Raw genomic sequence first — 26,189 nt, forward strand, 5'->3', positions numbered from 1 at the left:
CTTGATGGCGGCTTGGGCTTGGTGGGGTGAGTAAAGAACCGGTGAGGTCCGGCGGGGTTTATCCCCACCCGCAAAGGTAACTTCCAGGCGGCGGCGCGCGGGTGCCGGGTGCGGTGGACTTTCGGGCCGCGCGTGCCGGTTCCGCCCTTCCGCTAGGGTGTGGTCTCCGGATCTCCCTCTTGCTCGATGGAGTCCGCAAAGGGGATCCAGGAGTTTTCCGTGAAGGAGGAATCAAAGGTCGTGGACAGCGAACCGTTGACCCCGGCCAGGAGGGCTATTTCCTCCGCGGACAATTCCGTCGGCAGGTGCGGATCGTCGGTGGAATAGGTGAGGTAAACCTGCACCTTCTCAACCCCGGCTTCCCGCAGCTTTGGATAGCGCTCGTGGAGGAGCACCAGGTGCTGATGCAATTTCTCGTACGGCGAACGGGGCGGTGCGGCGTAGCCCTGAAATCGGGCTCGCCAGGGCAAGCGGTGGTGCGGATCGTCGTCGTCCTTCGTCGTACCGACGTCGCTGATTTCCGGCACGGCTGAGAGTAGGCCACGGTCGAGGGTTCTTCCCATGACCAGGCTCCCTACGTTGATTTTTATTCTTCTCATGATTCAGTTTTAGGGCGGTCGGCCCGGGGGCGGGGGCTACACTTTCGGCTTAATCGCCGACACAATTACACGTCTAAGTTCTTCGCCGGCCGGCCACGGTACTAAAAGTACTTCCTCCTATCTTTCCGTTCAAAACCAACCGATACATGCACCCGCGTCCCCGCCTCCTGATGCTGCTGTTCAGCTGCTGCTCGATTATGCTCGCCGCTCAAAGCACCCGTCTGCTCCGGCAACCCGACCTGGGGGCCGACAAGATCGCTTTCGCATATGGGGCCGACATCTGGACCGCCGACCGCGATGGGAGCAACGTGCGCCGCATCACCAGTACCCCGGCCGTAGAGTCCAACCCGCACCTGAGCCCGGACGGTCAATGGCTGGCTTTCACCTCGGATCGCGACGGCAGCGAAGACGTTTACGTGGTACCCCGGGCAGGCGGCATCCCCACCCGGCTGACCTGGCACCCGGCCGCGGACCAGGTGCGGGGCTGGACACCGGACGGCAGCCGTATCCTCTTTGCTTCCAACCGGGAATCCGCCCCCGTCCCCTTCCACCGCCTCTACACGGTGGCCACCGGCGGCGGCCCGGTTGAAAGGGTGAGCGAACAGTGGGGCTACGACGGCAGCTACTCCCCCGACGGACAACGGATTGCCCTGGACCGGATGAGTCGCTGGGACAGCGAGTGGCGCGCCTACCGCGGTGGGCAGAATACGCCCCTGATCCTGCTGGATCTGGCCACGCAGGAGGAAGTGCTACTAACCAACGAGCAGACCACCGACGTGCAACCCACCTGGATTGGCGAAATAGTGTACTTCCTCTCCGACCGCAACGGTGCTATGAATGTTTGGGCCTACGATCCTGCAGCGGAAGCACTGCGGCAGGTTACCCAACTTACCGGCTCCGACATCAAGTGGCTCAGCGGCCACGGCAGCGACCTGATCGTGGAACGCGATGGCTACCTGCACCTGGTCGATCCCGCGACGGGGACTCTCGAGCAACTGACCATCGAAGTCGTGGGCGACTTCCCCTGGGCCGAACCGGAATGGAAAGACGTGGGTAAGCAGGCTACCTCGGTATCCCTCTCGCCCACGGGCAAGCGGGCGCTGATGGAAGCCCGCGGCGAAATCTTTACCGTTCCCACCGAAAAGGGGGATTCCCGCAACCTGACCCGCACCTCCGGCGCGGCCGACCGCGCGCCGGTATGGTCGCCCAAGGGAGACCGCATTGCCTGGTTCACCGACGCGAGCGGTGACGGTTACACCCTACACCTCGCCGACCAGACGGGCCGGGGGGACACCACCAACATCCCCATCGGGGAATCCAAAATGGCCTGGAACCCGGCCTGGTCGCCCGACGGGAAGTCCATCGCGTTTGTCGACGACGACGTACGCATCCGGGTCGTGGACCTCGCCTCCAAGCGCATCCGCACCGTAGATACCGGCACCAATAACATGGACCGCAGCCGAACCGAGCCGGTCTGGTCGCCCGACAGCCGCTACCTGGCTTACGTAAAAAGCGGCAGCAACCGCTTCCGGCAGATTTGGACCTGGAACCGGGAAACCGGTGAACGAAACGCGCTGACCGACGCTTTCGCCGATTCATTCTCGCCCGCCTGGGACCGCGACGGCAAGCACCTCTACCTCCTGGCCAGTACAGATCTGGCCCTGGGCGCCGGCTGGGCCAACACCAGCTCGATGCAGGCCGACCCGAACTACAAGGCCTACGTGGTCGTACTACCCGCCGACCTGGAGAGCCCCTTCCTGCCCGAAAGCGACGAGGAAGCCGTGGCCGAGGAGGACGATGACGATGACGATGACAATGAAAAGGGGCAAGAAGAACCTGAGGCGGCATCGGAAAAGGCCGACACGGCGCGGGCAACCCGCGTAGTGATCGACTTCGACCGCATCAGCCGCCGCATCATTGCCCTGCCGGTATCGGGTGCCAACTACTACGCCACGGCCGCGGGCCCGGCCGGCACCCTCTTCCTGGCCGAAGAAAACCCCGGCGGTGAGGGCGCTACGCTGAAGAAATTCACCCTGGAGGGACGGGAGGCCAAGGACTTCGCGAAGAACGTCCGCAACTTCGCCGTATCCGCCGACGGGCAGGCCATCCTGTTCCAGTCCGGTGAGCAGTGGACGCTGGCCAAAACCGGCGCCGACAGCGGAGAGTCCGGCAAAGCCCTCAAACCCGACTTGAGCATGAAGCTCGACCGGCTAGCTGAGTGGCAGCAGATTTTCGAGGAGGCCTACCGCTACGAACGCGACTACTTTTACGATCCGGGGCTGCACGGGCGCGACTGGAAGGTCGTCTACGAACGCTATGCCCCGCTGGTGCCCTACATCCGCCACCGCGACGACCTCACTTACGTGCTCGACCAGCTTGGCGGGGAGCTATCCGTGGGCCACAGTTTCGTATTCGGTGGCGACACCCCCGAAACCGAGAAGGTTAAAGTGGGCCTGCTGGGGGCCGACCTGGTACGGGACCAGGGCCGCTGGCGCATCGCCCGTATCTACACCACGGAAAGCTGGAACCCGAACCTGTCAAGTCCGCTCGACCGGCCCGGCCTCGACGTGCGGGAAGGCACCTACCTGGTGGGCATCAACGGCGTGGAGCTCACCGCCGAAGACAACCCCTTCCGCCTGCTCGACGGCACGCAGGGAAAGCAGACGGTACTGCACCTCAATAGCGTCCCCGCCTTCGCCAATAACCGCGAAGTCATCGTGGAACCCATCGACAGCGAGAACGCCCTGCGCCAACGCGCCTGGGTAGAGGACAACCGCCGCAAGGTGGATTCCCTTTCGGACGGCCGCTTGGCGTACGTCTGGGTGCCGAACACCGGTGGGTCGGGATTCGTGAACTTCAACCGCTACTACTTTGCCCAGCAGGACAAGGAGGGCGCCATCATCGACGAGCGCTTCAACGGTGGCGGACTGCTCGACGACTACATGGTGGACCTGATGACGCGCTCCCTGCGCGCCGCCCTAACCAACGAAGTGCCGGGCGGCACGCCCTTTACCCTGCCGGCCGGCATCCTCGGTCCGAAGGCGCTGCTCATCAACGAACGCGCCGGCTCGGGGGGCGACTTCTTCCCCTGGGCCTTCCGGCAGCAGGGGGCCGGCCCGCTGATCGGCGTCACCACCTGGGGCGGGCTGGTAAAATCTTCCGTGCACTACCCCTTCATCGACGGTGGTGCCATGACGGCTCCGGACAACGCCGTTTTCGACCCGATCAAGGGACAGTTCATCGCCGAGAATACGGGAATTGCCCCCGACATCGTCGTGCGTCAGGATGCCCGCTCCCTGAGCCTGGGCGAAGATCCGCAGTTGCAGCGCGCGGTGCAGGAAGTCCTGCGCCTGCTGGAAGCGCAGAAAAAGGTGGAGGTGGTCAATCCGCCCTACCCCCGTCCGGCTTTGGGAGATGAAAGAAAGTGAATTGGTGAATGGGTGATTGAGTGAATTAGTGAATGCGTGCCAATTCACCCATTCACTAATTCATTCCTTCACTAATTACTGAGCATAACCGGCATAACCAGCATCATAATGTCCTGCCCGTTTTGCTGCTCGGTGGGCAGCAAGATGCCGGCGCGGGTGGCGGTGGACATCTCGAGGCGAACCTCTTCACCTTCCAGGACGCCCAGCATTTCCACGAGGAACTTGGCGTTAAATCCGATCTGCAGCGGGGCACCTTCATAGGAACAGCTGAGTTGCTCGGTGGCCTCGTTGCTGAAGTCGAGGTCCTGGGCGCTGACCGTCAGGCTGCCATCGGCGATGTTAAGGATGACCTGGTTGGTGGTCTTGTTGGCGTAGATGACAATACGCTTCAGGCTGTTCTGAAAATCGGCGCGATTGACCAGCAGCACGTTGGGGTTATCGACGGGGATGACCGCATTGTAGTCTGGGTAACGGGCGTCGATCAGGCGGCAGGCCAGTTTGGTGTCGCCGTATTCAAAGAAGGCATTTGACTTGTCGAAGGTGACGGTCACTGCCACGTCGGAGTGCGGCAGGGCACCTTTAAGCAGGTTGAGTGCCTTTTTGGGGATGATGAAGCTGCTGGTCACCTCTCCGCTGAGGTCGTTGAGGCTGAACTTGACCAGTTTATGGGCGTCGGTGGCCACCATGGTCAGTTTGGAGAAATCAACCTGAAAAAACACGCCCGTCATGGCGGGCCGCAGCTCGTCGGTACTGGTGGCGAAAAGGGTCTTGTTTATCCCTTCCTGCAGGGCGGCGGCCGTTACGCTTACTTCATCCGCCTCGGCAGGCTCGGGGATATTCGGGTAGTCACCACCGGGTTCACCCGCCAGCTTGTACTTACCGTAGGCGGAGGTGATCGAAATTCCGTAGTTGTCCTCGTTCACGTCGAAGGTGATCGGCTGCTGCGGCAGGGCCTTCAGCGTGTCGATCAGGATCTTGGCGGGTACGGCCACCTCGCCGTCGCCGTCGGCGTTCACCTCAAGGCTGGTGACCACGCTGGTCTCCAGGTCGGTGGCGGCAATTTTCAGCGTATTGCCCTCGATCGTAAAGAGGAAATCTTCCAGGATCGGCAGCACCGGGTTGGAAGCAATAGCACCCCCGGCGAGTTGTAACTTTTTCTGCAGATCGGAACTGGAAACGGAAAATTTCATAGTGGTTAAGGTTTTGGCAAACTTACGCATTTACCCGGTTTGCTGGTAAACTCCTTGCGGACGGCCCCGGCCCCTTCCGGGGGCTGCCATGCGGTGAGAATTTACTCGTGCCGGAGCTTAAAAATTGGCTCCGCCCGGTCGCCACCGCAGGCCCAATACGCCCCACACGCCATACTGGGTGGTGGAGAGCAAGAGGGAATTGTCCTGGTCCGGCTTGCCGATGTAGCGCTCGGAAGCGTGGTCGGTAGCGTTGTTGAGGCGGGCGTAGGCGGAGATGTCCTTGAACAACTCGTAGTCCGCCGCGAAATCCAGACTGATTACCGCGTTGATCCATACGGGCTGGCCGTCCTGAAGCAGATCGAGCGTAGAACTGCGGTAGTTGCCCGCGATGACGAGGTTAAGGCGCTGCTTGGGGTTGCTGTATACCACGCTGAGGTTGGCGGAACGGCGCGGGGCCTGGGCCAGGGTGGCGTCTTCACTGCTTTGCCCGTCAAGCTTGTAGCTGTTGAAGTTGACGTTGCCGTTGAGGTTAAGGAAGCGCCAGCCCGGATTGAGGAAGGCCAGGTTCTGGTAGAAGCCCAGTTCGAGGCCCAGCAGCGTAGCGTCGGCGGTATTGGCGATCGAGTACCCCAGGGAGGGCTGCTGGTTGATGAGGGCGAACTCGGCAGTGCGGACGGTGGGGTTTTCCAGAAACTTGGCGTAGGCACCGATGCTGATTAGCCCGTCGTTGCGACCGTAGCGCTCGAAGCCCACGTCGATGTTGCGGCTGTAGGTCGGCGCGACTGTCGGATTACCGATGGAAAACACGTCGAGACGGGCCTGCCGGCGTTCGGCGTAGTCCAGGGTGGGCACCAGGGTGGCGTAAGGTACCCGCGCGATGGCTTCGTAGTAGGCCAGGCGGAACTGGCGGTCGCGGCGGACCCGGTAAGTGACGTTTAGGCTAGGGAAAAGGTCATTATAGCTGCTGGAGTCTACCTGACCGGAGAGCGCGAGGGCGTAGTCGAGATCGGTATACTCGTAGCGGAGGCCCATGGAGGTACTTAGCTTGGCATTCCAGTTGTTGACGTACATCAGGTAACCGGCGGCGATCTTCTCCCCGGCGGTGTAATTGGGGCCGGCCTCCAGGTCTGGATTTTCGACCAGCCTGGCTTCACTGTCCAGGTCCGCAAACCCGCCCGGCCCCACGTCGGGACCGCGGTCGCCGGTCTGCCGGACGAAAAATTCCTGGTAGCTGCGCTCCTTGATCCGGTAGCGGGCCCCGGCACGGAAGAAACTGGACCGGTTCGCGTTGGTGTAGCGGGTGTAGTTAATGCCACCGATGGCGATGTCCTCCTCCAGGTTGAGGCGCTCTTGTTCGGTGGCCGTGCGGGGTAATCCCTGTCCCGGATAGCGCGTATCGTCGGCGGTGAGCGACAGATACTCCTCCGGCGTCAGGGGTTCCGCGTTACCGCCCGCTACGCTGTTGACGGCCCGCTGCCGGTCGGTCAGCCGCTCACTGGTACTGGCGAAGCTCAGGGCATAGGCCAGCTGGGCGTTGGGGAAGTTGTTCTCCACCTCCAGGGCCACCATGTTCAGGCGGCGCTGTTCCTGCCACTTGGTGGCGATGCGGTTTTCCCGGGCGTTCTCGCGCCCCCAGAAGTTGACCTCACGGGTATAGACGTCTTCGTCGACCGCGCTATAGTTGTAGCTCAGCCGCAGGCGGTTGTAGATGCTGGGCCGCAACTCGATGGCCCCGATCATGCCTTTCTTGGCCGTTACCCGGTCGGTGTCGATGGGCCGCACCCGGCTGACTTCCTGGCCGGTCACGCCGTCATCCCCGTAGTCGAAGCGCTGCATCCGGTTACCGCGGGCGTGTCGGAAGTAACTGCCCGCAATCAGCCCGTAGATGGTCTCGTCGCTGAGCTCGGAATTGAGTACCGCAGCCCCCTGCTGGATCCCGGAACCCTGCGGGTTAAAGCGGTCGAACCCGAAGTTCGAGCCGCCGCCGCCCTGCAACAATACCTCAAACTGCCGCTCCGGCTGCCGGATCCGGAAGTCTACCGTACCCCCGATCGCATCGGCGTCCATATCGGCACTACGTGCTTTGATGACGCGCACTTGTTCCACCAGGTTGGACTGGATAATATCCAGACTGCCCGCGCGGTCGGCCTCGGGCTGTACCGCCGGCAGCCGTTGGCCGTTAAGGGAAATGGCGGTGTACTGCTCGGGGAGTCCCCTGACCTGCACCAGCTCTCCCTCCCCCCGGTTGCGGGTGATCGTCACGCCGGGCATCCGCTGCACGGTCTCCGCCAGCGTGATGTCCGGGTACTTATTGAAAAGCTCGGAGTGGATGATCGTTTGCTGGGTGATGGCCGATTGCTGCAGCCGCAGGGCCTGCGCCTGGCCGGAAGCGCGCCGACCGAAGACGATCACTTCCCCCATCTCCACGAAGGATTCCCCCATCCGGATGTCGAGCTCAATATGACGGTCGGTGGGCGTGACCCGGATGGTCGTATCGAAATTCTCGTATCCAATATAGGAAGCCAGGATACGGATGCGGCCCGGCGGCACCTCCAGTCGGTAGTGGCCGTCCACGCCGGTGACGTCGCCGATGACCGACCCCACGACCTGTACGGAACACCCCACCAGGGTATCGCCATTGACGCCCGTAACCGTGCCGGAAACCTCGGCCTCCTGGGCCGCGAGCGGAAGGGAGAACAGGACCAGCAAGAGAGAGTGAAACAAGGAAAGGTGACGCATACCGACTAAAGCGACCCGAAGGATTCTTTTGTTTACCGCCGGATTTATAATTTGTCCGGTTCAAACCCCAACCATGCCCCAACCGCCGAAAATAGTATTCCTCGACGCCGCTTCCCTAAGCGACCTTCCCGCCTTTGACCGCTTTCGGGAACTGGGGCACTTCGTTACCTACGACTATAGTACCCAAGATGAGGTAGCGACCCGCGCGGCGGACGCTCAGGTGATCATCACCAACAAGCTGCAAATCGACGCGGAGGTAATCGGGCAGCTGCCCGACCTGAAACTGATCTGCATCGCCGCCACCGGCACGAATAATGTCGATCACGACGCCGCCGAAGCGCGCAGCATTCCCGTGCGCAACGTGGCCGGGTACAGCACCGACTCTGTTGCCCAGCTTACCCTCACGGCCTACTTTACCGTGGCCATGGACCTGTTGCACCTCAACGAATCGGTCTACAACGGAGAATACAGCAAAGCGCGCGACTTCACGATGTGGCGCCACCCCTTTCACGAGCTAAATGAGAAACGCTTCGGCGTGATCGGGCTCGGGGCCATCGGTACGCGGGTGGCCGAGCTGGCGGCGGCCTACGGCGCCGAGGTCGTCTACCACAGCATCAGCGGCAGCGACCACGACGTGCCCTACGCACGGTTGGAACTGGACGAATTGCTGGAAACCGCCGACGTAGTGAGCCTCCACTGCGCGCTCTCGGATGAGACCCGCGACCTGCTGGCCTACCCGCAGCTGCAGCGGATGAAGTCCTCCGCCTACCTGATCAATATGGCGCGCGGCGGCATCGTCGTGGAAGCCGACCTGGCCCGTGCCATCGACGCCCGCGAGATCGCCGGGGCGGCGGTCGACACCTTCACCACCGAGCCCCTGCCCGACCATCATCCTTACCTCAGCGTCGAGAAGCGGGAGCACCTCCTGCTCACTCCGCACGTCGCCTGGGCCAGTGTAGAAGCACGCACCCGCCTGATCGACGGCATCATTCAGAACATTCGCGAAGGCTGGTAATATCTAGGATGTTCTTCTTGTGCGTTCCGGCGACCAAATCACGGCAAGTAGCCCCGCAAACTGGGCCACACCCCCCGGGTACGCGTAACCGACCGGCACAGCCTTCCCGCTTTCTGCGGCACCCGCGCGCCGCCGCCCTGCTGTTGTTTTTGGTGCTGGGCTGGCCCGTGGGAGCGCAGACGGAACCCGTGGACCAACTGATCGAGGACGTTGTGGCGCAGCAGGCCGAAGAAGGAGGTGAGTTCACCTTCAATGCGGCCTTCGATGTGCTGGAAGCCTACGCGCGCCGGCCACTCGACCTGAATGCGGCCACCGCCGAAGAACTCGGGTCCCTGTACCTGCTCTCCCCGCTGCAAATCGACCGGCTGCTGGCCTACCGCGAAGCGCTCGGGCGGTTCATCAGCATCTATGAGTTGCAGGCTGTGCCGGGTCTGGACCTCGAGACGATCCGCCGGCTGCTGCCCTACGTGAAGGTGGGTACCGGCCTCGACGATGTGAGCGTGCCGCTGTCCACCTTGCTTACCCAGGGCACGCGGGAGGTGTACATCCGCGCCGGCCGGCGACTGGAACGGGCGCGCGGCTATACCCCGCCCAACCCGGCCTACGCAGGAAGCCCCCTGCGCCTCTACACCAAATACCGGCAGCGTTACGGCAACCAACTCAGCCTCGGCGTGGTAGCCGAGAAGGATCCGGGGGAGCCCTTTTTTCGCGGGGGGCGGGGCTTCGATTTTTACAGCGCCCACCTGTTCCTGCGCAACCTCGACCGGCGGGTGCGCGCGGTGGCCCTCGGTGATTTTACGGTCAGCATGGGCCAGGGGCTGATTCTGTTCACGGGATTCGGTTTCGGGAAGAGTAGCTATACGACGAGCGTGGCGCGCACCTCCCCTACCCTGCAGCCCTACGCCAGCGTCAACGAGTTCAACTTCATGCGCGGGGCGGGCACGACCCTGGCCCTAGGGGAAGATCTTGAGTTGACCCTCTTCGGTAGTCATCGCCGCCGCACCGCCAACCCGACGCGCGACTCCCTCGGCGTCACCTCTCTGAACCTCAGCGGCTACCACCGTACCGTGGGGGAACGTATGGACCGCAACGCCCTCACCCAGACCAGCTACGGCGGCAGCTTGCGGTACCGGCCCACCCCCCGACTCCACCTCGGCCTGAATCTGCTGGGCGAGCACCTGAGCCGGCCACTACTGCCTACGCCGCGACCCTACAATCGCTTTTACTTCCGCGGCACCGACCTGCAGAACGTGAGCCTGGACTACCGCTACCGCCTGCGCAACTTTTCCTTTTTTGGCGAGGTCGCGGGTGCCGTAGGCGCGGGAACGGCCATGCTGCATGGCGTCAATCTCGGCATCGACCGACGCACCGACGTGGCCGTGGTTTACCGAAAGTACGACCGCGATTACCAGGCCCTGAGCGCGCAGCCCTTCGGCGAATCCGGCGGCGGTCGCAACGAAGAAGGGCTGTACGTAGGCCTGGAAGTGCGTCCCGCGGCCCGCTGGCGCATCAACGCCTACTACGACCTCTGGCACCACGACTGGGTGCGCTATAACCTGGACGCCCCCACCGCCGGACGGGAGTACCGCCTGCGCCTGAGTTACGCCCGCAAGCGGAAACTCGACAGTTACCTCGAGATCCGCACCGAAACGAAGGGCGCAACGCTGCGCAGCGACCAGGACGACCGACTGGACGCCGTGGTGGACCGTACCCGATTCCAGGCGCGCCTGCACGCCGGATACCACCTTAGCCCCACCCTGGAGTGGCGCAGTCGACTGGATATGGGCTTCACCCGCTATGCAGGTACGGACGCGCGTCGCGGCATTCTACTCTTCCAGGACCTGCACTACCGACCCATGGGGCCCCTGAGTTTTTCCGCTCGCCTTGCCGCCTTCGCTACACCGGGATACGAGGTTCGCTTTTACGAGTACGAGAACGGACTCACCTACAATGCTTACGTACTGCCTTACTACGGCGAAGGTGTGCGCGGGTATTTGCTGTTGCGCTACAAGGGCATCCGGGGACTGACGCTGGAGGCCCGGGCGGCCCGCAGCCAGTCCACCGACGGCAATACCTTCGGCACCGGACAAGAAGCAACCGGAAAGACGCACCGGACGGATCTCAGCGCACAGGTGATCTGGCGTTGGTGAGAGGTTTGCGCGAATGCCTTTACGGCCGGAGTCCGCACCGCACCCGCAGGCGCTGCCCGATGAGTTCGGCCCGCACCGGCGTAGTACCCAGGTACTCGCCGTCGGCCTCCAGGCCGGTAGGCCCGCTGACCGATATGACCCGCGCGTGGCAGGTGGTCACGCCCTCCACCCGGCCAATGCTGCCCGTGTAGAAGCGCCAGCTGTTGGTCACGATGCGGTGCAATGGTACACCGGTGGCGTAGGTCAGGGCAAGGGTGTCAGCGGTGGGACTGGCCTGGGGCAGGAGTTCCATGCCGCCTCCCTTATAGCGTCCCAGTCCGATGTTGATGGTGTGGAAGGTGCCCACGACTTGGGTCCCGTTGTAATCGAGGGTCAGTCGCGGAGGTTGAAAGGCGGGCAGGTGCAGGGCGGTCAGGACCGGATAGATCAGCCGGTGCTTGTAGTCGGAGTCGGCGCAGCGCCGGACCACTGCCGCATCGTAGGCCAGTCCGGCGGCGTTCACGAAGTGGCGTTCGCGGCCTTCCCCGTAGGTGAGTTTACCGACCCGGTGGTCGATGACGGTACTCTTTTCCAGCATTTCCAGCCACTGCAGGATGTGGCGCGGCACGCGGAGGGTGCGGCACCAGTCGTTCCCGGAGCCCAGGGGCAGGGGCGTATAGGTAAACGCGGAGGTCAGGGCGTGATCAACTGCGGCGTTCACCAGGTCATGGTGGGTGCCGTCGCCGCCCACGCCCACGATCTCGGTGTGCCCTGCGGATACGGCCGCGGCAAGACGGTCGGCGAGCGGATGTTGACGGTCGGAAAGGGTAAAGGTGGCTCCCGTCAGGCGCTTGTTCAGTACCGGCCAGGCGTACTTCCACCACCGCGCGGCGCGGCCGCCGGCGGCCGCGGGATTTACGATGAAGTGGGGGTCGGTCGTCATGTTACAATAGTACGGCAGCGAATGTTGGGGCCGCAACGTTCGTCTATGCAGTCGAACCACTCGTCCTTATTGGCATGGATTCTCCGTATTATAGGTGATCTTGGTGCCCACTACTCATTGAATTTACCCCATGACAGCTCACTCCAGTGCACCCGTGATCGAGGTCCGGAACGTTCGCAAGACCTACGGCGAAAAAGTTGCCGTCGACGATGTATCCTTCGCCATGCCGCCGGATGCGATCCTGGGCTTACTCGGCCCCAACGGTGCCGGTAAGACAAGCCTGATCCGCATGATCACGACCATCACGGCCCCCGACAGCGGAACGATCTACTTCTCCGGGGCACCCCTGAGCGGTTACCACCCCACCCAGATTGGCTACCTGCCGGAGGAGCGGGGATTGTACAAGTCCATGTACGTAGGCGAGCAACTACTTTACCTGGGCCAGCTCAAGGGCATGAGTGCGCGCGACGCCGAAGACCGCGCCCGCGAATGGCTCGCCAAGTTTGAGCTCGGAGGGCACTGGAAGAAAAAGGTGGAAGAGCTCAGCAAGGGGATGCAGCAGCAGGTACAGTTCATCGCCACCGTGCTGCACGACCCGAAACTGCTGATCCTTGACGAACCATTCAGCGGACTCGACCCCGTGAACGCCAACCGGATGCGGGCCGAGATCCTGCGCTTGCACGCGCAGGGCACCGCCGTGATCTTCAGCACCCACCGCATGGAACAGGTGGAGGAACTCTGCGAATACATCGTGCTCATTGACCAGGGTCGGAACATCCTGCAGGGCAAAGTGCGCGAGATCCGTCGGGAATTCAACGAGCACCGCTACCGCATCACCTACGCCGGTCAGTTACCCCCCGCCGTGGGCCAGCATCATCACCTGCTGAATCCCACGGTTTCCACCGTCGACATCAAGCTGCAGCCCGGTGAAGACAGCAACGACCTGCTCCGCAGCCTCCTGAACCTGGGCGTACAAATTCAGGGATTTCAGGAATTGCTGCCCAGCCTGAATGAGATATTCATCAAGCGGGTGACCCGACTCGACCAATCCACCCCCGAGGAAGCCCTCATGGCCACCCCTTCTTCCGCCCACGCCAACCGCTAACTTATGTCCAACCTCTGGCTCGTCATCCGCCGTGAGTACCTCACCCGCGTCCGCCGCCGTTCCTTCATCCTGGCCACCCTGCTCACCCCTATCGGACTGGCCCTCTTCGTCGTGATCGCCAACGCGGTCTTCAGCTACGAAAACGACGACGTCAAACGCATCGCGGTCATCGACGACGGCAACCTGTTTAATGGTGCCCTACCCGACGAAAACGGGCTCTACTTCCGCTTCGTGGATCAGCCGCTGGATGAACTGCGCGAGCACCCCGAGGAAGACCGCGACTTTTCCGGCATCCTTGTAGTTCCGGAAGTGGTCAACCCACGCAACCGCAATTTCCGCGTCCAGCTCTTCAGCGACGAAACCCTGAGCATCGACGCCCAGTCGCGCATTAAGCGCCGGGTAGAGGACGCCCTGCGGGAATACAAGATCGAGGCTCTGGAGATTGACCAAAACACCCTGGCCAGCCTGGATACCGACGTGGACATCAGCGTGCGCAGCCTCACCGCTACAGCGGAGGGCGAGTCCGACGACCGCAGCATGGCCGCCGCCATCGGGGCCGGGATCGGTACGGTAATGGGTTTCCTGATGTACATCTCGGTGTTCGTCTACGGCATGATGGTCATGCGCTCCGTGATGGAGGAAAAGACCAACCGCATCGTGGAGGTGGTCATTTCCTCCGTTCGCCCCTTTACCCTCCTGCTCGGCAAGATCATCGGGGTCGGCGCCCTCGGGCTCACGCAGGTGCTGGCGTGGATGATCATGATCCCCGGACTCCTCTTTCTGGTGGGCCTCTTTTTCGGTCTCGACGCCGAGCCCAGCCAGATGCCGAACAGCCCGGACATTGACCCGGAGGAAATGCAGTCCATGGTCGCGAAACTGGCCGGCGGGCTCACCGACCTTAACTGGTGGCTTATTCTGCCCTGCTTCATCCTGTACTTCCTGGGGGGCTACTTCATGTACGCGGCCCTCTTCGCAGCCGTCGGCAGTGCCATGGGCGACGATATGGGCGAGAGCCAGACGCTCACCATTCCCATCACGATTCCGGTCATTCTGGCCTTCTACATTATGATGGCGGCCATCCAGAACCCCAATTCCAGTCTGGCGGTCTGGTCTTCCATTTTCCCTCTATTCGCCCCCATCGTGATGCCGGCGCGGCTGGCTTTCGATCCGCCGCTCTGGCAGGTCGCGATCAGTCTGGTTGTGGTCTTCCTTTTTGCCGCGCTGATGGTTTGGATGGCCTCGCGCATCTACCGCATCGGCATCCTCAATTACGGCAAGAAATCCAGCCTCAAGGACATGGGCCGCTGGATTACCGCCAAGTACTAGATCTCCACCCGCTCGCCGGGCGCAATGGCCACGTTAAGGATCTTGATCACGAAGGAACAGGCGGCGTCACCGGCCAAGGTGGGGCGCATCGCCTCGGTAAGTGCCCGCATTACGACATCGTAGTCGCCCGTCAGCTGAGTACTTAGGGGGTTGGTGGCTACTTCTATGCCACCGTCCTGCAGTCGCTTGATAAAGTCGATGATCACCGGTTTATAGTCGGGCGTCAGTGGATAAAGGGAGAGTTCTACGGCTACGTTCATGGGCGGGTTCGCGGGTGCAATGGCTTACGGTAAAAACGTAAATTTATAGGCTAGGGAGAGAATGGGCGCCCCGAAGATGGATAACCGGTAAGCCGCGAAGGGACTGCCCTGAAAAATGCCCAGCGGCTGCGTATTCGCGTCCTTGGGCTGAAAGAATACGTAGTAGGCGTCGTCCCGGCCAAACGGCGAGGACGCGGTGACCCTCCCCGCTCAGGTTGAACAGGTTACCGATCAGGGAAACGGGCATGGTCGGCTACCATTCCTTACTGCGAAAGGCCCACGGGAATGAGAAAGTCCACCGGCTGGTTGAGGTCCGCGGCCACGCTGGCGGAGTCGGCCGCCAGATCGATATCTCCAAGAAGATCCGCCAGACGCGCGTCGAGGTCGATGCGCAGATTAAAGCCCCGCAGCGGCTCGAGGTCTTGTCCAAAATCCAGCACGAAGGGTTGGCTGCCGAAGGAACTTACCGAGAGGGTATCGCCGCCGGGTTCCAGGGTGTACTCCAGGCGGGCCTGCACGTAGCCGCGCCCATCGCGGAAATTCAGGCGCCCGGGTTGGGTGCGCAGGGCATCCCCGGAGGGTGCGCTGGCCGGCACCACCGGTCGGTAGCGATCGGGCAGTCCGTAGGTGCCGCCCAGCCCGTTGACCGAGGCCGCACCGATCTGCAGCGCGCCGACCATCGTGGTGGCCGTTGCCGCCGATGCGAGCAGGTAATTGCCGTTGACGACTGAGGTGAGAGTATCGGTTCCATTTAAGACGCGCACCTCCACCGGCCGGACCGGGGTGGGCAGGTCGCCCTCAGACGAGAGCAACACCAGGTCTCCCAGATAGTAGCGGAAGCGGACGATCTGAAAGGGGTTGCCCGCCCCGTCGGTGTAGGTTTGCCCGATGACGATGGTCGTGTCTTCCCAGGTCGGGCGGATTCGGATCGACAGTTGGGGATAGGTGCAGCAGTCGGGACAGGCCACATCGGCCCGCAGTTCATAATTCGCGGCGTCGGGGTCCAGGCACCCTACCCGCTCCTCGTAACAGGCAGACAGCAAACAGGCGAGGCCGGCGGCCAGGAGGAGACGCATAGTACTGATTTTGCTCAAATGATCATCCCCGCGGCGACCGTTTCGTTGGTCTGTTCGTCCACCAGGATAATGGATCCCGTGATGCGATTTTTACGGTAGGGGTCGGTCAGCAGGGGGGCCGTGGTGCGGAGCAGGACGCGGCAGATGTCGTTCATCTTGATCTCCTTGTTCTCCTCGTCCCGGTGCAGGGTGTTGATGTCCAGGCGGTAGCGCACGTCCTTGATGATGCAGCGGGCCTCCTGGGTGGTGTGCATGATCGCGTACTTGCCACGGGGCTGTAGCGGCCGTTCGTTAAACCAGCAGAGCATGACCTCCACGTCCTGGGTCACGTCGGGCTGGTTGTTGGGCCGCACGATCATATCGCCACGACTGATGTCGATGTCATCCTCCAGAAGCAGGGTGACGGACATCGGGGGAAAGGCCTCCTCAAGTTCTCCGTCGTAGGAATCGATCTTGGCGATGCGGGAGGAAAATCCGCTGGGCAGGACGACCACCTCATCGCCTTTCTTGAAGACGCCCCCGGCGATGCGGCCGGCGTAACCGCGGTAATCGTGGTATTCGTCGCTGTAGGGCCGGATGACGGTCTGTACCGGCAAACGGCAATCGATGAAATTGTTATCGCTGCCGATGTGAACGTTTTCCAGGGCGTAGAGCAGGGTGCTGCCGCCGTACCAGTCCATGTTGGTACTGCGGTCCACCACGTTGTCGCCGAGGAGGGCCGACATAGGGATAAAGTCGACGTCCTTGACGTCCAGGCGGTGGCTGAAGGCGCTGAAATCGTCCTTGATGCGGTTGTACGCTTCTTCATTGAAATCAACCAGGTCCATCTTGTTGATGCAGACGATCAGGTGGGGGATCTGCAGCAGGGAGGCAATAAAGGCGTGCCGCCGGGTTTGCTCTACTACCCCTTTGCGGGCATCTACCAGAATCAGGGCCACGTTGGCGGTGGAGGCGCCGGTGACCATGTTGCGGGTGTACTGGATGTGTCCGGGGGTATCGGCGATGATGAACTTCCGCTTGGGGGTTGCGAAGTAACGGTAGGCCACGTCAATGGTGATTCCCTGTTCGCGTTCGGCCTTGAGCCCGTCGGTGAGCAGGGCGAGGTTGACACCCTCTTCCCCACGCTTTGCGCTGGTCTGAGAGATGGCCTCGTACTGGTCCTCGAAGATGGACTTCGAATCGTACAGCAGGCGCCCGATGAGGGTAGATTTACCGTCATCGACCGATCCGGCGGTGGTGAAGCGAAGCAGCTCGGTATGCGCTAGAGAATTGACCATGAAAATAAAAATTTACGAGAATCGATATACAAAGGGCGCAGTGCGCGGGAACGCCGGCGCGATCGGTGAAAACGGGGCAGGGGGCCCTCTAGAAATACCCCTGTTTTTTGCGGTCTTCCATGGCGGTTTCCGAACGCTTGTCGTCGGCACGTCCGCCGCGTTCGGTTTGCCGGGCGATGCTGACTTCCGCGATGATGTCTTCCAGGGTTGAAGCCTCGGATTTCCACACACCGGTGCAGGTGATGTCGCCAATGGTGCGGCAGCGCACGGTCATTTTTTCCAGTTTTTCCTCTGGCCGGCGGGGAAGATATTCGGATTCGGCCAGCAGCATGCCGTCGCGACGGAATACGTTGCGCTCGTGGGCGAAGTAGAGGCTGGGCAGTTCCACTTCCTCAACCGCCAGGTACTGCCATACGTCGAGTTCCGTCCAGTTGGAGATCGGGAACACGCGGAAGTGCTCGCCGTATTGCTTGCGGCCGTTGAAGAGGTTCCAGAGTTCGGGGCGCTGGTTCTTGGGGTCCCACTGACCGAACTCGTCGCGGTGGCTAAAGAATCGCTCCTTGGCGCGGGCCTTCTCTTCATCGCGGCGGCCACCCCCCAGAGCGGCGTCATACTTTCCTTTTTCGAGCGAGTCGAGCAGCACGGCCGTCTGCAGGTAGTTGCGGGTGGCGTTGTAGCCCGTTTCCTCGCGGACCATCCCGTTATCTATGGCTTCCTGGACGGAACCGACGATCAGGTTGGCGCCGATGTGGTCGACCAGCCGGTCGCGGTAGTCGATCGTTTCTTGAAAATTGTGTCCGGTATCGACGTGTAGGAGGGTGAAGGGGATCTTGGCGGGGTAAAAGGCCTTTACGGCCAGGTGGACCATCAGGATCGAGTCCTTGCCGCCGCTGAACAGCAGCACGGGGTTTTCGAACTGGGCGGCGACTTCACGCAGCACGAAGATGCTCTCGGATTCGAGCTCGCGCAGGTGGTTGAGCTGGTAGTTGCTGGTCATAGGGGGAGTGCTTCAATGAGTTCGTCGGCGGCTTCCTCGACCGTGAGGTTGGCCGTCCGCAGTTCCAAAAATGGGTTCTCCGGTGCCTCGTAGGGACTGTCAATACCGGTGAAGTTCTTGATTTCGCCGGCGCGGGCCTTGGCGTACAGCCCTTTGACGTCGCGCTGCTCGCAGACCTCCAGGGGGGCGTTGACGTACACTTCCAGGAAATCGTCGTTACCCACGATGTCGGCCACCGTGGCGCGCATCTCCCGGGTAGGACTAACGAAGGAGCACAGGACCACCGCGCCGGTATCGGCAAACAGCTTGGCAACTTCCGCGACGCGGCGGGTGTTTTCGGCGCGGTCCTCGAGGCTGAAGCCGAGGTTACCGTTGAGGCCGTCGCGCACGTTATCGCCGTCGAGCACCCTGACCAACACACCGCGCTCGAACAGCTTGCGTTCGGCAGCGGCGGCGATGGTGCTTTTTCCGCTGCCCGACAGGCCGGTGAGCCAAACCACCGCGCCGCGGTGGCCGTGGGCGGCTTCCCGCTCCTCGCGTTGTACCAGTTGGTCGTGTATGGGGTGAATATTATCGGCCATATCTTGGATTAGGCCGCAAAGATAGGGCTACCCCCAGCTTCGAGGGTACCGTTTTGCTAGGTTTAAGCAGGATGAAACGTTCATATAAAACACTTTACACGTAGGCTATCGGGTTGGGCGCAATGGCCTTCAACTCGCGAATGACCCCAGCGGGATCTTCGGCTCCAAACACCGCGCTGCCCGCCACGAGCACCCGGGCGCCGGCCTCCAGCACCTTCTGGGCGTTCTGCAGGCCGATGCCGCCATCTACCTCAATGATTGCCCGGGCGTTGCGCACCGTGATGAGCTCTGCGGTCTGCCGCACCTTCTGCAGGCTGTGGTAGATGAACTTCTGGCCGCCAAAGCCCGGGTTAACCGTCATGATCAGCACGAGGTCCAAGTCCTCGATCACGTTCTCCAGGATACTGACGGGGGTATGCGGGTTCAGGGCCACGCCGGCCTTGGCACCGGATTCCTTGATCATCTGGACGACGCGGTGGAGATGGGTACAGGCTTCGGCGTGTACCGTGATCCCGTTGGCGCCGGCCCGGGCGAAACTGTCGATGTAGCGTGCCGGGTCGTCAATCATCAGGTGTACGTCGACGTACTTCTTGGCCTCCGCCGCTATCTGCTCGATGATGAATTGACCGAACGAGATGTTGGGCACGAAACTGCCGTCCATCACGTCGAGATGGAACCAGTCCGCCTCCGAGGTATTCACCAGTTCAATCGCTTGGTCGAGGCGGCGGAAATCGGCGGCAAGCAGGGAAGGAGCAACGAGGTGTGCCATAAATGGGGTTTTAAATCTGAGGGACGTAAATGTAACCACGGCGTGCGTCGGAAACCGGGAATCTACGCGTCAAAATGGCAGACGTCCGACGTCTGCCAGAATGACAGTCTCCGCCGCCATGCTAAAATCCCTCCCCGATACGTTATCCCCCAAGCCCATTCCTATGAAGCGAGCCCTACCCCTATTGCTCTGCCTGCTGTTCCTGGCACCCGCGTGCAACGCCCTGCTGTCTCAGACGGACGGCCGGCAGCGCTACGACTACACCCAGCGGGACCCCCTGGCCGAGGTGGCCGAAGATAATTGGTTGCGGCCCGCGGAAGAGTTCCATGGCGGTCGCTTCTATACCGCAGCGGGCATCGGTGCCGGCGCGTACGCGGCCTTCGGGGTCGGGCTCTACTCGATCTGGTACAAGGGCTACGAGCTGGAAAGCTTCCACACCTTCAACGACTGGCCGGAGTGGGAACAGATGGACAAGGCCGGCCACCTGTTTACCGCCTATTTTTTCAACCGGACGGCCTTTGCCGGACTACGCTGGACGGGCCTCAAACGACCCGCCGCCCGCTACACCGCTCTCGGCGTGGCCAACCTGCTGCAGGCAACCATTGAAACCATGGACGGCTTCTCCTCCAACTGGGGTTTCAGCCTGAGCGACATGGGCGCCAACCTCGCCGGCAGCCTGGTATTTACCGCGCAGGACGCGCTCTGGCGAGAGCAGCGGATTCTGCTCAAAGTGTCGAATGATTTTCGACCGCCACCCGATATAGTAGTTGAACATCCATCTGGAGCATCCTCAAATTTAGGTAACATCAGTCGTCTGCGATTTGGGTCATCTGTTGCCGAGCGGTACCTGAAAGATTACAATGCGCAAACGATCTGGGCCTCGATTAATATAGCCTCCATTGTTCAGGCACACACCCTCCCCCCCTGGTTAAATATTGCCGTTGGTTATGGAGTTGAGGATGTGTATGGCGCCTATGGGAATGTCTGGCGGGAGAACGGTGTGGGCTTCGGCTATCGTACGGGCGACCGCCGCCGCCAGTGGTTCCTCAGTCCGGACATCTACCTCAGCCGCATCCCCACCCGCAAGCGGTGGGTACGCCTCGCGCTCGGCATCCTCGATTTTGTGAAAGTACCCGCCCCGGCCCTCGAGTACAGCCGCGGCCGCTTTTACGGTCACTGGATCATGTGAGGGCGGTAGCCTACCTTGCGTTTCATGGCCAAATTACGCAGGAACCATGCGCGGCGCGGGGCGGCGGCTTCCGGCAGCACCATCCTCAAGCTCACCCTCTTTGCCCTTATCCTCTTCGGACTGGTGTGGGCTTTCCAGCATTGGAATCGGGCGCGGACGCCGGTGCAGTACGGTCCCGATTACGCCGCGGAAGGGTGGTTCCTGCCCGGCGGCACCTCGGGGGAGGTCGTTGCGCATAACGGTTTCACGCTCTCCTACCGCGAAGACTGGGAGCAGGCCGAGTGGGTGGCCTACCTGCTTACCCGCGACCAACTGCAGAAGGAATGGAGTGACCGCCGCGACAATTTTCGCGACGACCCACGCGTCTCCACCGGATCGGCCACCGACTTCGACTACCGCGGCAGCGGCTACGATCGTGGGCACCTGGCCCCCTTCGCCGATTTTGCCTGGGACGAAGCGCTGGCCGACGAAACCTTTTACTTCTCCAACATCAGTCCGCAGGACCCCGCCTTCAACCAGGGCATCTGGCGGGAACTGGAAGAACTAGTGCGCGACTGGGCCCGTCGCGACGGCCGCTTGTACGTGGTGACGGGTCCGGTGACCAGTGAGCCTCCGCTGGCCTATATTGGCCGTGACAACAAGGTAGCCATCCCCCGCGCCTACTATAAAGTGGTGCTGGACCTGGATGAGCCGCAGCAAAAAGGGATCGGTTTCGTCATCCCGAATGCCGTCAGTACCCAACCCCTGGCCGACTACGCCATGAGCATCGACGAAGTGGAAGCGCGCACCGGCATCGATTTCTTTCCCGAACTTATGCCCCCCGACCTGGAGGCGGCCATCGAGTCCTCCAGCCAAGCCAGGGACTGGTACTACGATCAGAAAAAATTCGACCGTCGCATCGGTCAATGGAACCACGTAAAATAAAAGAGTAATGGAGCAGCGGCAGGCGTTTCGCCAGACCATTGAGGAAGGATACACATTCGAAGGACCGTCGTTCGTGCTAGGCGGTGCGATGCTGGGCGAAGAAACCCAAACGGGCACCCTCGTGCGCATTCCCCTGGGCACCCTCAATCGCCACGGCCTGATCGGCGGGGCCACGGGTACGGGAAAAACCAAGACGCTGCAGATCATCGCCGAGCAGTTGAGCCGCGAAGGCGTGCCGAGTCTGCTCATGGACATCAAGGGTGACCTCAGCGGCATTGCCGTGCCGGCGGGGGGCCACCCCAAGATCGACGAGCGCCACGCGGCGATTGGCATTCCCTTCTCCGCCAGCGGAACACCGGTCGAACTGCTCAGCCTGAGCGATGAGCCGGGGGCCCGCTTACGGGCTACCGTGCTGGAATTCGGCCCCGTGCTGTTCTCGAAGATGCTGGACCTGAACGATACCCAGTCGGGCATCATCGCCGTAGCCTACAAGTACGCCGAAGACGAGGGCCTGCCCCTGCTCGACCTCAAGGACCTGCGCAAGGTGCTGCAGTACATGACCAACGAGGGTAAGGACGCGGCAGAAAAGGAATACGGAAGGATCTCGACGGCCTCCGTGGGAGCAATTATGCGGCGGGTGGTCGAACTGGAGGGCCAGGGAGCCGAGAAATTCTTCGGAGAACGGAGCTTCGAGGTGGAAGACCTCTTGCGCCTCGACGAGAACGGCCGCGGCATCGTCTCAATCGTGCGGCTGACCGACGTGCAGGACCGCCCCAAGCTTTTTTCCACCTTTATGCTGCAACTGCTGGCCGAAATCTACGCCACCTTCCCCGAGGAAGGCGATCTGGACCGGCCCAAACTGATGGTGTTTATTGACGAGGCGCACCTCGTGTTCGAGGAGGCTACGGATGCCCTGCTCGACCAGCTGGAGGCCATCATCAAGCTGATCCGGTCAAAGGGGGTGGGACTGATATTTGTGACACAGAACCCCGCCGACATCCCCTCGGATGTACTCGGCCAGCTCGGACTCAAAGTGCAGCACGCCCTGCGCGCCTTTACCGCCAAGGATCGCAAGGCCATCAAACTGGCGAGTGAGAACTATCCACTCAGCGACTTCTATAATATCGATCAGACGCTGACCGAACTGGGTACCGGAGAGGCTTTCGTGACCGCCCTGGACCGCAAGGGACGCCCTACCCCGCTCGTCCGGACCATGTTGCGCGCGCCCGAGAGCCGGATGGATGTACTGACCGACCAGGAGATCTCGCGGCTGGTCTCCTCATCCTCCCTGGTGCGTAAGTACAATGAGTCGATCGACCGGGAAAGCGCCTACGAGATTCTGGAAAAGAAACTCGAACGGGCGCGGGCCGAAGAACACCGCGCGGAGATGGAGGAGCAGCGGGAAAAGGCCCGGGAGACGACCAGTAGCACGTCGCGGCGCAGGACCGGCCGGGAAAAATCAATGCTCGAGGAGATCATGTCCAACACCATGACCCGGCAGATCGGCCGCACGGTGGCCCGCGAAGTGGCGCGGGGAATTCTTGGGGTATTGGGCATCAAGCGGCGGCGGTGATCGTGGCCGGATGCCGAAAAGTTCAGCGGGGAAAAATTTTTATCAGCTCGACCATTACTTCCTGTAAATTGAGCGTCGGAAGCGGACAGACGCTTTTGTACAACTCCCACATGACACAACATCAACCTGCGCTGATCAACTGGTCGGCCCTGTTTTCAGCGCTTCTCGGGCGGCTAGTCCCGGTTGCGCACCACGGCACCACCGATTTGCCGTTCGAGGCTCACCCCTGGCCAGAGTCGAATCCCAACGGATGGCATATTGGAGGCGGTTCGCCGGCCACCCAACTTCCGCCTTGGCGGTGGGAGCGGTAGGAAACTCTCCTTTCTGACTTTTGAAAAGCTGAAACTGGTGGGTTCTCCTACCGTCATCAGCTTCACCGGATACGGTCAGGTGCGTACCTCAATTGCAGGGCAAGAACCACCCAACGGAATGAGCACCACGTTCACACTTCTCCAGGAAAAGTTGGCCCCTATCAAATCTCACCTGCGGGGCACCGTGAACTACGAGGTGTGGGTGACATTAGTGCAGGACCCGCATTAACCATACCGCGGACTGGAACCTGTCAGACAAAATAAATTTCTCGCCAGGAACAATATTTGTCATTTACACTATCTTAGTACATCGTTTTTCTCATGTCTGAGACTTTTGTACACTTTGAACACACAATTAGCTATGAAACAACTTTACCTGCTTCTGATTTTTGTTCTATCCTCGGTAACCCTTCTTTTTGCACAGAACGGCATAAAAGGAGAGGCCCCGTTTGGCAGCGTTGCAGTCAACGGTACCATTAGTAATTCGACTATAATCCCTTTTAACCCAAGTATTGGTATTACTAGGATATTGACGATTACTGTGTCGAGTAATGCGAGCGGTCAGAGACGGTTCCGATTAGTCACCAAAAACGCGGTTGGTACTGATCAGGAGGTAGCCCATCTTGCGGGTAATGGTAACTGTAGTCAAAACTATCAAATCGTTAGTTTTGACGGGACGGAGATCGTGGGGAAGTATCCTTGTGGCCCCGCAAACAATCAATCCTTCCAGACGGGTTCGGCTATTGCCAATAAAACCTATGTTTTCAAAACACCAGCATCAAATGAGTCTGCAAAATTTGTTTTTTGGAGGCTAGATGAACCTGTCCGGGAAGTCACAAGTGTAACTGCAAAAGACCGTACTGGGGCTACCGTTGCAAATGGAGGAAGCCACCCGGAGAACCAGACCGTGACCATTACCGCACAGCTCGGTACTTCCGGTCAGACCACCTCTAACGGCCAAACCATGTGGCTACGCTACACTACCGATCCCACCTTTACGGCCACCAATTCTACGGTGTTGGCGATGGCCAATACCAGCGGCACCAATGTTTACACGGCAAATATTCCCAAGACCGTAGGTACCAATGGCCAGACGGTTAGATACTATGTGTTTTCCTCCGGCAGCAGCACAAACAACCCGGCCCTTGCAACGCCCTCGAGTGCCGACGCCGACCTGCGCACCATTACTTTCAACAATAACGGTGGAAGCAACTTCAGCTACGTAGTCGCCGCCCCCCTACCCGTCACCTACACCAGCTGGCTGGGCGAGCGCCGCGGCGGTGAGGCGCAACTGGAGTGGACCACCGGATCCGAGGAGGATGCGGAACTCTTTGAAGTACAGCGTAGCGTCGACGGCGGCCGCAACTGGTCGTCCGTAGGCGAAGTAGCTGCTATGAACCGTAGCACGGGGGCGGATTACGAATTCACCGACTACGGCGTACCGGGTACGGAATTGCAGTACCGGTTAAAGCAAATCGATTTTGACGGGGCCTTCCATTTCTCCGACATCATCACCATAGCGGCGGCTGATAATGCCCAGGCGCTGTCTGTCTGGCCCCAGCCGGCTCCCGTGGGGGCCATCCAGCTGCGTGCGGCGGGTTTTGCCGGCCACACGGCCAGTCTGTACTCCATCACCGGCAGGATGCTGGTCACCTTCCCACTAACCGGGGAAGTACAGCCCCTGCCCGCCGCCGACTTGCCGAAGGGAATTTACCTCCTGCGCATCAACGGCGAGCGGGGACTGACCCAGCGCATCCTGATCGACTAAGAAAGGCTTTATTGCCCCTTGTACTTCTTGACGGCCTCCGTCAGGCGGGGCAACACTTCGAAGAGGTCGCCGACTACCCCGTAGTCGGCGGCCTTGAAGAAGGGCGCCTCGGGGTCCTTGTTGATTACCACGATCGTCTTGCTGTTGTTGACACCCGCCAGGTGCTGGATGGCACCGCTGATACCGGCCGCGATGTACAGGTTGGGGCGAATAGCTACACCGGTCTGTCCGACGTGCTCGTGGTGGGGCCGCCAGTCGCTGTCGGCTACGGGCCTGCTGCAGGCGGTGGTGGCGCCCAGGGCCTCGGCCAATTCTTCGATCACCGACCAGTTTTCGGGTCCTTTCAAGCCGCGGCCGCCACTGACGACCAGCTCTGCTTCGGGTAGGGGCACCCGACCGGTGGCCACCTGGTGCTTCACGACGCGGGTTTTCGGCTCCGGCAGCTCGAGGGAGAGTTCTTCGACGGGTGCTTCCGCGCCGGATTCCACAACCGGGATTGAGTTACCGGCCAGGCTGATCACCTTCACGTCGGTGAGTAGCTGTACATCCGCGAAGGCCTTGCCCGAGAAGACGGGCTTCGTAACGGTGAAGTAGCCGTCTTTCATCATCGGCACGGAATTGGCTCCGGCTACCGAACCGGCCTCCAGCCGCGCGGCCAGGCGGCCGGTGACGTTCTTCCCGGTGCTGTTGTGGGGCAGGACCACCACCGTGGCGCCCAATTTCTTGGCCGCTTCCGAAAGGGCCACGGTGTAAACCGCCGCGTCAAACTTTTCCAGCTGCGGGCCGGTCACCCGGTGCACTTTCGATGCCCCGTACTTGCCGAGGGCTTCGGCGCCGGGGGTGTTGCCCAGCACGACAGCGTGGCACTCCGTGCCCAGCACATCGGCCGTTTTCTTTCCGTAAACCGTGACCTCCTGGGCCACTTTCCTGAATTCTCCGTTGGTCGCTTCCGCGTAAACGAGTACCATTTCTTTTTCTTTAGTTGGTGAT

At 61.2% G+C, this 26,189-nt stretch carries 20 protein-coding genes; 9 read left to right on the forward strand and 11 right to left on the reverse strand.

The genetic code is table 11. The features are described 5' to 3' along the window. Positions 1 to 152 precede the first annotated feature (152 nt). On the reverse strand, positions 153 to 599 hold the full coding sequence (locus E4021_RS06650) for a hypothetical protein (protein WP_136457644.1): 447 nt from the start codon (positions 597 to 599) through the stop codon (positions 153 to 155). Positions 600 to 745: 146 nt separating this feature from the next. On the opposite strand from E4021_RS06650, the gene E4021_RS06655 reads away from it, so the two are divergent. Continuing rightward, on the forward strand, positions 746 to 4,027 hold the full coding sequence (locus tag E4021_RS06655; RefSeq protein WP_136457646.1) for a S41 family peptidase: 3,282 nt from the start codon (positions 746 to 748) through the stop codon (positions 4,025 to 4,027). A gap of 71 nt (positions 4,028 to 4,098) precedes the next feature. Here E4021_RS06655 and dnaN read toward each other — a convergent pair whose 3' ends face one another. Continuing rightward, positions 4,099 to 5,217: a DNA polymerase III subunit beta gene (dnaN, locus tag E4021_RS06660; protein ID WP_136457648.1), complete on the reverse strand. Its 1,119-nt coding sequence runs from the start codon at positions 5,215 to 5,217 to the stop codon at positions 4,099 to 4,101. Positions 5,218 to 5,334: 117 nt separating this feature from the next. After that, the gene (locus E4021_RS06665) at positions 5,335 to 7,956 is read right to left on the reverse strand and encodes a TonB-dependent receptor (RefSeq protein ID WP_136457650.1); all 2,622 of its coding nucleotides are present in this window, start codon (positions 7,954 to 7,956) and stop codon (positions 5,335 to 5,337) included. A gap of 73 nt (positions 7,957 to 8,029) precedes the next feature. On the opposite strand from E4021_RS06665, the gene E4021_RS06670 reads away from it, so the two are divergent. Together E4021_RS06670 and E4021_RS06675 are read left to right on the forward strand one after the other, a co-directional pair. Further along, a complete protein-coding gene (locus E4021_RS06670) occupies positions 8,030 to 8,971 on the forward strand; it encodes an NAD(P)-dependent oxidoreductase (RefSeq protein ID WP_136457652.1) in 942 nt (313 codons plus the stop codon). A gap of 188 nt (positions 8,972 to 9,159) precedes the next feature. Continuing rightward, positions 9,160 to 11,121, forward strand: coding sequence for a ComEA family DNA-binding protein (locus tag E4021_RS06675; protein WP_168797489.1), 1,962 nt, complete (start codon positions 9,160 to 9,162; stop codon positions 11,119 to 11,121). A gap of 19 nt (positions 11,122 to 11,140) precedes the next feature. Here E4021_RS06675 and E4021_RS06680 read toward each other — a convergent pair whose 3' ends face one another. Beyond that, positions 11,141 to 12,043, reverse strand: coding sequence for a diacylglycerol/lipid kinase family protein (locus E4021_RS06680; protein WP_136457656.1), 903 nt, complete (start codon positions 12,041 to 12,043; stop codon positions 11,141 to 11,143). 130 nt (positions 12,044 to 12,173) lie between these two features. On the opposite strand from E4021_RS06680, the gene E4021_RS06685 reads away from it, so the two are divergent. Together E4021_RS06685 and E4021_RS06690 are read left to right on the forward strand one after the other, a co-directional pair. Next, positions 12,174 to 13,148: an ABC transporter ATP-binding protein gene (locus E4021_RS06685; protein WP_136457658.1), complete on the forward strand. Its 975-nt coding sequence runs from the start codon at positions 12,174 to 12,176 to the stop codon at positions 13,146 to 13,148. A gap of 3 nt (positions 13,149 to 13,151) precedes the next feature. After that, on the forward strand, positions 13,152 to 14,474 hold the full coding sequence (locus E4021_RS06690; protein WP_136457660.1) for an ABC transporter permease: 1,323 nt from the start codon (positions 13,152 to 13,154) through the stop codon (positions 14,472 to 14,474). Here the strand turns inward: E4021_RS06690 and E4021_RS06695 are convergent. The 6 genes from E4021_RS06695 to rpe all read right to left on the reverse strand — a co-directional run bounded on the left by E4021_RS06695 (position 14,471) and on the right by rpe (position 19,434). Beyond that, positions 14,471 to 14,734, reverse strand: a complete 264-nt coding sequence (locus tag E4021_RS06695; RefSeq protein ID WP_136457662.1) for a YkoF family thiamine/hydroxymethylpyrimidine-binding protein — start codon at positions 14,732 to 14,734, stop codon at positions 14,471 to 14,473. The two genes, E4021_RS06690 and E4021_RS06695, sit on opposite strands and share 4 nt — an antisense overlap. Positions 14,735 to 14,997: 263 nt before the next feature. Continuing rightward, positions 14,998 to 15,810, reverse strand: a complete 813-nt coding sequence (locus E4021_RS06700; RefSeq protein WP_136457664.1) for an MbnP family protein — start codon at positions 15,808 to 15,810, stop codon at positions 14,998 to 15,000. A 14-nt stretch (positions 15,811 to 15,824) separates the two neighbouring features. Further along, positions 15,825 to 17,087, reverse strand: a complete 1,263-nt coding sequence (gene cysN, locus E4021_RS06705; protein WP_136457666.1) for a sulfate adenylyltransferase subunit CysN — start codon at positions 17,085 to 17,087, stop codon at positions 15,825 to 15,827. A gap of 88 nt (positions 17,088 to 17,175) precedes the next feature. Next, entirely contained in the window at positions 17,176 to 18,084 is a 909-nt protein-coding gene (cysD, locus tag E4021_RS06710; protein ID WP_136457668.1) for a sulfate adenylyltransferase subunit CysD, read from the reverse strand. Continuing rightward, positions 18,081 to 18,665, reverse strand: a complete 585-nt coding sequence (gene cysC, locus E4021_RS06715; RefSeq protein WP_136457670.1) for an adenylyl-sulfate kinase — start codon at positions 18,663 to 18,665, stop codon at positions 18,081 to 18,083. Before cysC ends, cysD begins: the two co-directional genes overlap by 4 nt. 94 nt (positions 18,666 to 18,759) lie before the next feature. After that, positions 18,760 to 19,434 (reverse strand): ribulose-phosphate 3-epimerase, encoded by a 675-nt coding sequence (rpe, locus tag E4021_RS06720; protein WP_136457672.1) that lies wholly within the window; start codon positions 19,432 to 19,434, stop codon positions 18,760 to 18,762. A 163-nt stretch (positions 19,435 to 19,597) separates the two neighbouring features. On the opposite strand from rpe, the gene E4021_RS06725 reads away from it, so the two are divergent. The 4 genes from E4021_RS06725 (at position 19,598) to E4021_RS18020 (ending at position 25,199) form a co-directional block, all read left to right on the forward strand. Beyond that, on the forward strand, positions 19,598 to 20,623 hold the full coding sequence (locus E4021_RS06725; RefSeq protein ID WP_168797490.1) for a DUF2279 domain-containing protein: 1,026 nt from the start codon (positions 19,598 to 19,600) through the stop codon (positions 20,621 to 20,623). Positions 20,624 to 20,647: 24 nt separating this feature from the next. Further along, complete coding sequence (locus tag E4021_RS06730) at positions 20,648 to 21,547, forward strand: DNA/RNA non-specific endonuclease (protein WP_136457676.1); 900 nt, start codon at positions 20,648 to 20,650, stop codon at positions 21,545 to 21,547. A 7-nt stretch (positions 21,548 to 21,554) separates the two neighbouring features. Continuing rightward, the gene (locus tag E4021_RS06735; protein WP_136457678.1) at positions 21,555 to 23,120 is read left to right on the forward strand and encodes a helicase HerA-like domain-containing protein; all 1,566 of its coding nucleotides are present in this window, start codon (positions 21,555 to 21,557) and stop codon (positions 23,118 to 23,120) included. Positions 23,121 to 24,338: 1,218 nt separating this feature from the next. Beyond that, positions 24,339 to 25,199, forward strand: coding sequence for a T9SS type A sorting domain-containing protein (locus E4021_RS18020; RefSeq protein WP_168797491.1), 861 nt, complete (start codon positions 24,339 to 24,341; stop codon positions 25,197 to 25,199). Positions 25,200 to 25,207: 8 nt separating this feature from the next. On the opposite strand, the gene E4021_RS06745 is transcribed toward E4021_RS18020, so the two are convergent. Then, positions 25,208 to 26,167, reverse strand: coding sequence for an electron transfer flavoprotein subunit alpha/FixB family protein (locus E4021_RS06745; protein WP_136457682.1), 960 nt, complete (start codon positions 26,165 to 26,167; stop codon positions 25,208 to 25,210). Positions 26,168 to 26,189: the final 22 nt, after the last annotated feature.

The organism is Neolewinella litorea (genome assembly GCF_004803465.1).
Taxonomy (GTDB): Bacteria; Bacteroidota; Bacteroidia; order Chitinophagales; family Saprospiraceae; genus Neolewinella; species Neolewinella litorea.

Coding starts and splice junctions, on each gene's coding strand:
- E4021_RS06650 (WP_136457644.1), bottom strand. CDS start 599: ATGAGAAGAATAAAAATCAACGTAGGGAGCCTGGTCATGGGAAGAACC.
- E4021_RS06655 (WP_136457646.1), top strand. CDS start 746: ATGCACCCGCGTCCCCGCCTCCTGATGCTGCTGTTCAGCTGCTGCTCG.
- dnaN (WP_136457648.1), bottom strand. CDS start 5,217: ATGAAATTTTCCGTTTCCAGTTCCGATCTGCAGAAAAAGTTACAACTC.
- E4021_RS06665 (WP_136457650.1), bottom strand. CDS start 7,956: ATGCGTCACCTTTCCTTGTTTCACTCTCTCTTGCTGGTCCTGTTCTCC.
- E4021_RS06670 (WP_136457652.1), top strand. CDS start 8,030: ATGCCCCAACCGCCGAAAATAGTATTCCTCGACGCCGCTTCCCTAAGC.
- E4021_RS06680 (WP_136457656.1), bottom strand. CDS start 12,043: ATGACGACCGACCCCCACTTCATCGTAAATCCCGCGGCCGCCGGCGGC.
- E4021_RS06685 (WP_136457658.1), top strand. CDS start 12,174: ATGACAGCTCACTCCAGTGCACCCGTGATCGAGGTCCGGAACGTTCGC.
- E4021_RS06690 (WP_136457660.1), top strand. CDS start 13,152: ATGTCCAACCTCTGGCTCGTCATCCGCCGTGAGTACCTCACCCGCGTC.
- E4021_RS06695 (WP_136457662.1), bottom strand. CDS start 14,734: ATGAACGTAGCCGTAGAACTCTCCCTTTATCCACTGACGCCCGACTAT.
- E4021_RS06700 (WP_136457664.1), bottom strand. CDS start 15,810: ATGCGTCTCCTCCTGGCCGCCGGCCTCGCCTGTTTGCTGTCTGCCTGT.
- cysN (WP_136457666.1), bottom strand. CDS start 17,087: ATGGTCAATTCTCTAGCGCATACCGAGCTGCTTCGCTTCACCACCGCC.
- cysD (WP_136457668.1), bottom strand. CDS start 18,084: ATGACCAGCAACTACCAGCTCAACCACCTGCGCGAGCTCGAATCCGAG.
- cysC (WP_136457670.1), bottom strand. CDS start 18,665: ATGGCCGATAATATTCACCCCATACACGACCAACTGGTACAACGCGAG.
- rpe (WP_136457672.1), bottom strand. CDS start 19,434: ATGGCACACCTCGTTGCTCCTTCCCTGCTTGCCGCCGATTTCCGCCGC.
- E4021_RS06725 (WP_168797490.1), top strand. CDS start 19,598: ATGAAGCGAGCCCTACCCCTATTGCTCTGCCTGCTGTTCCTGGCACCC.
- E4021_RS06730 (WP_136457676.1), top strand. CDS start 20,648: ATGGCCAAATTACGCAGGAACCATGCGCGGCGCGGGGCGGCGGCTTCC.
- E4021_RS06735 (WP_136457678.1), top strand. CDS start 21,555: ATGGAGCAGCGGCAGGCGTTTCGCCAGACCATTGAGGAAGGATACACA.
- E4021_RS06745 (WP_136457682.1), bottom strand. CDS start 26,167: ATGGTACTCGTTTACGCGGAAGCGACCAACGGAGAATTCAGGAAAGTG.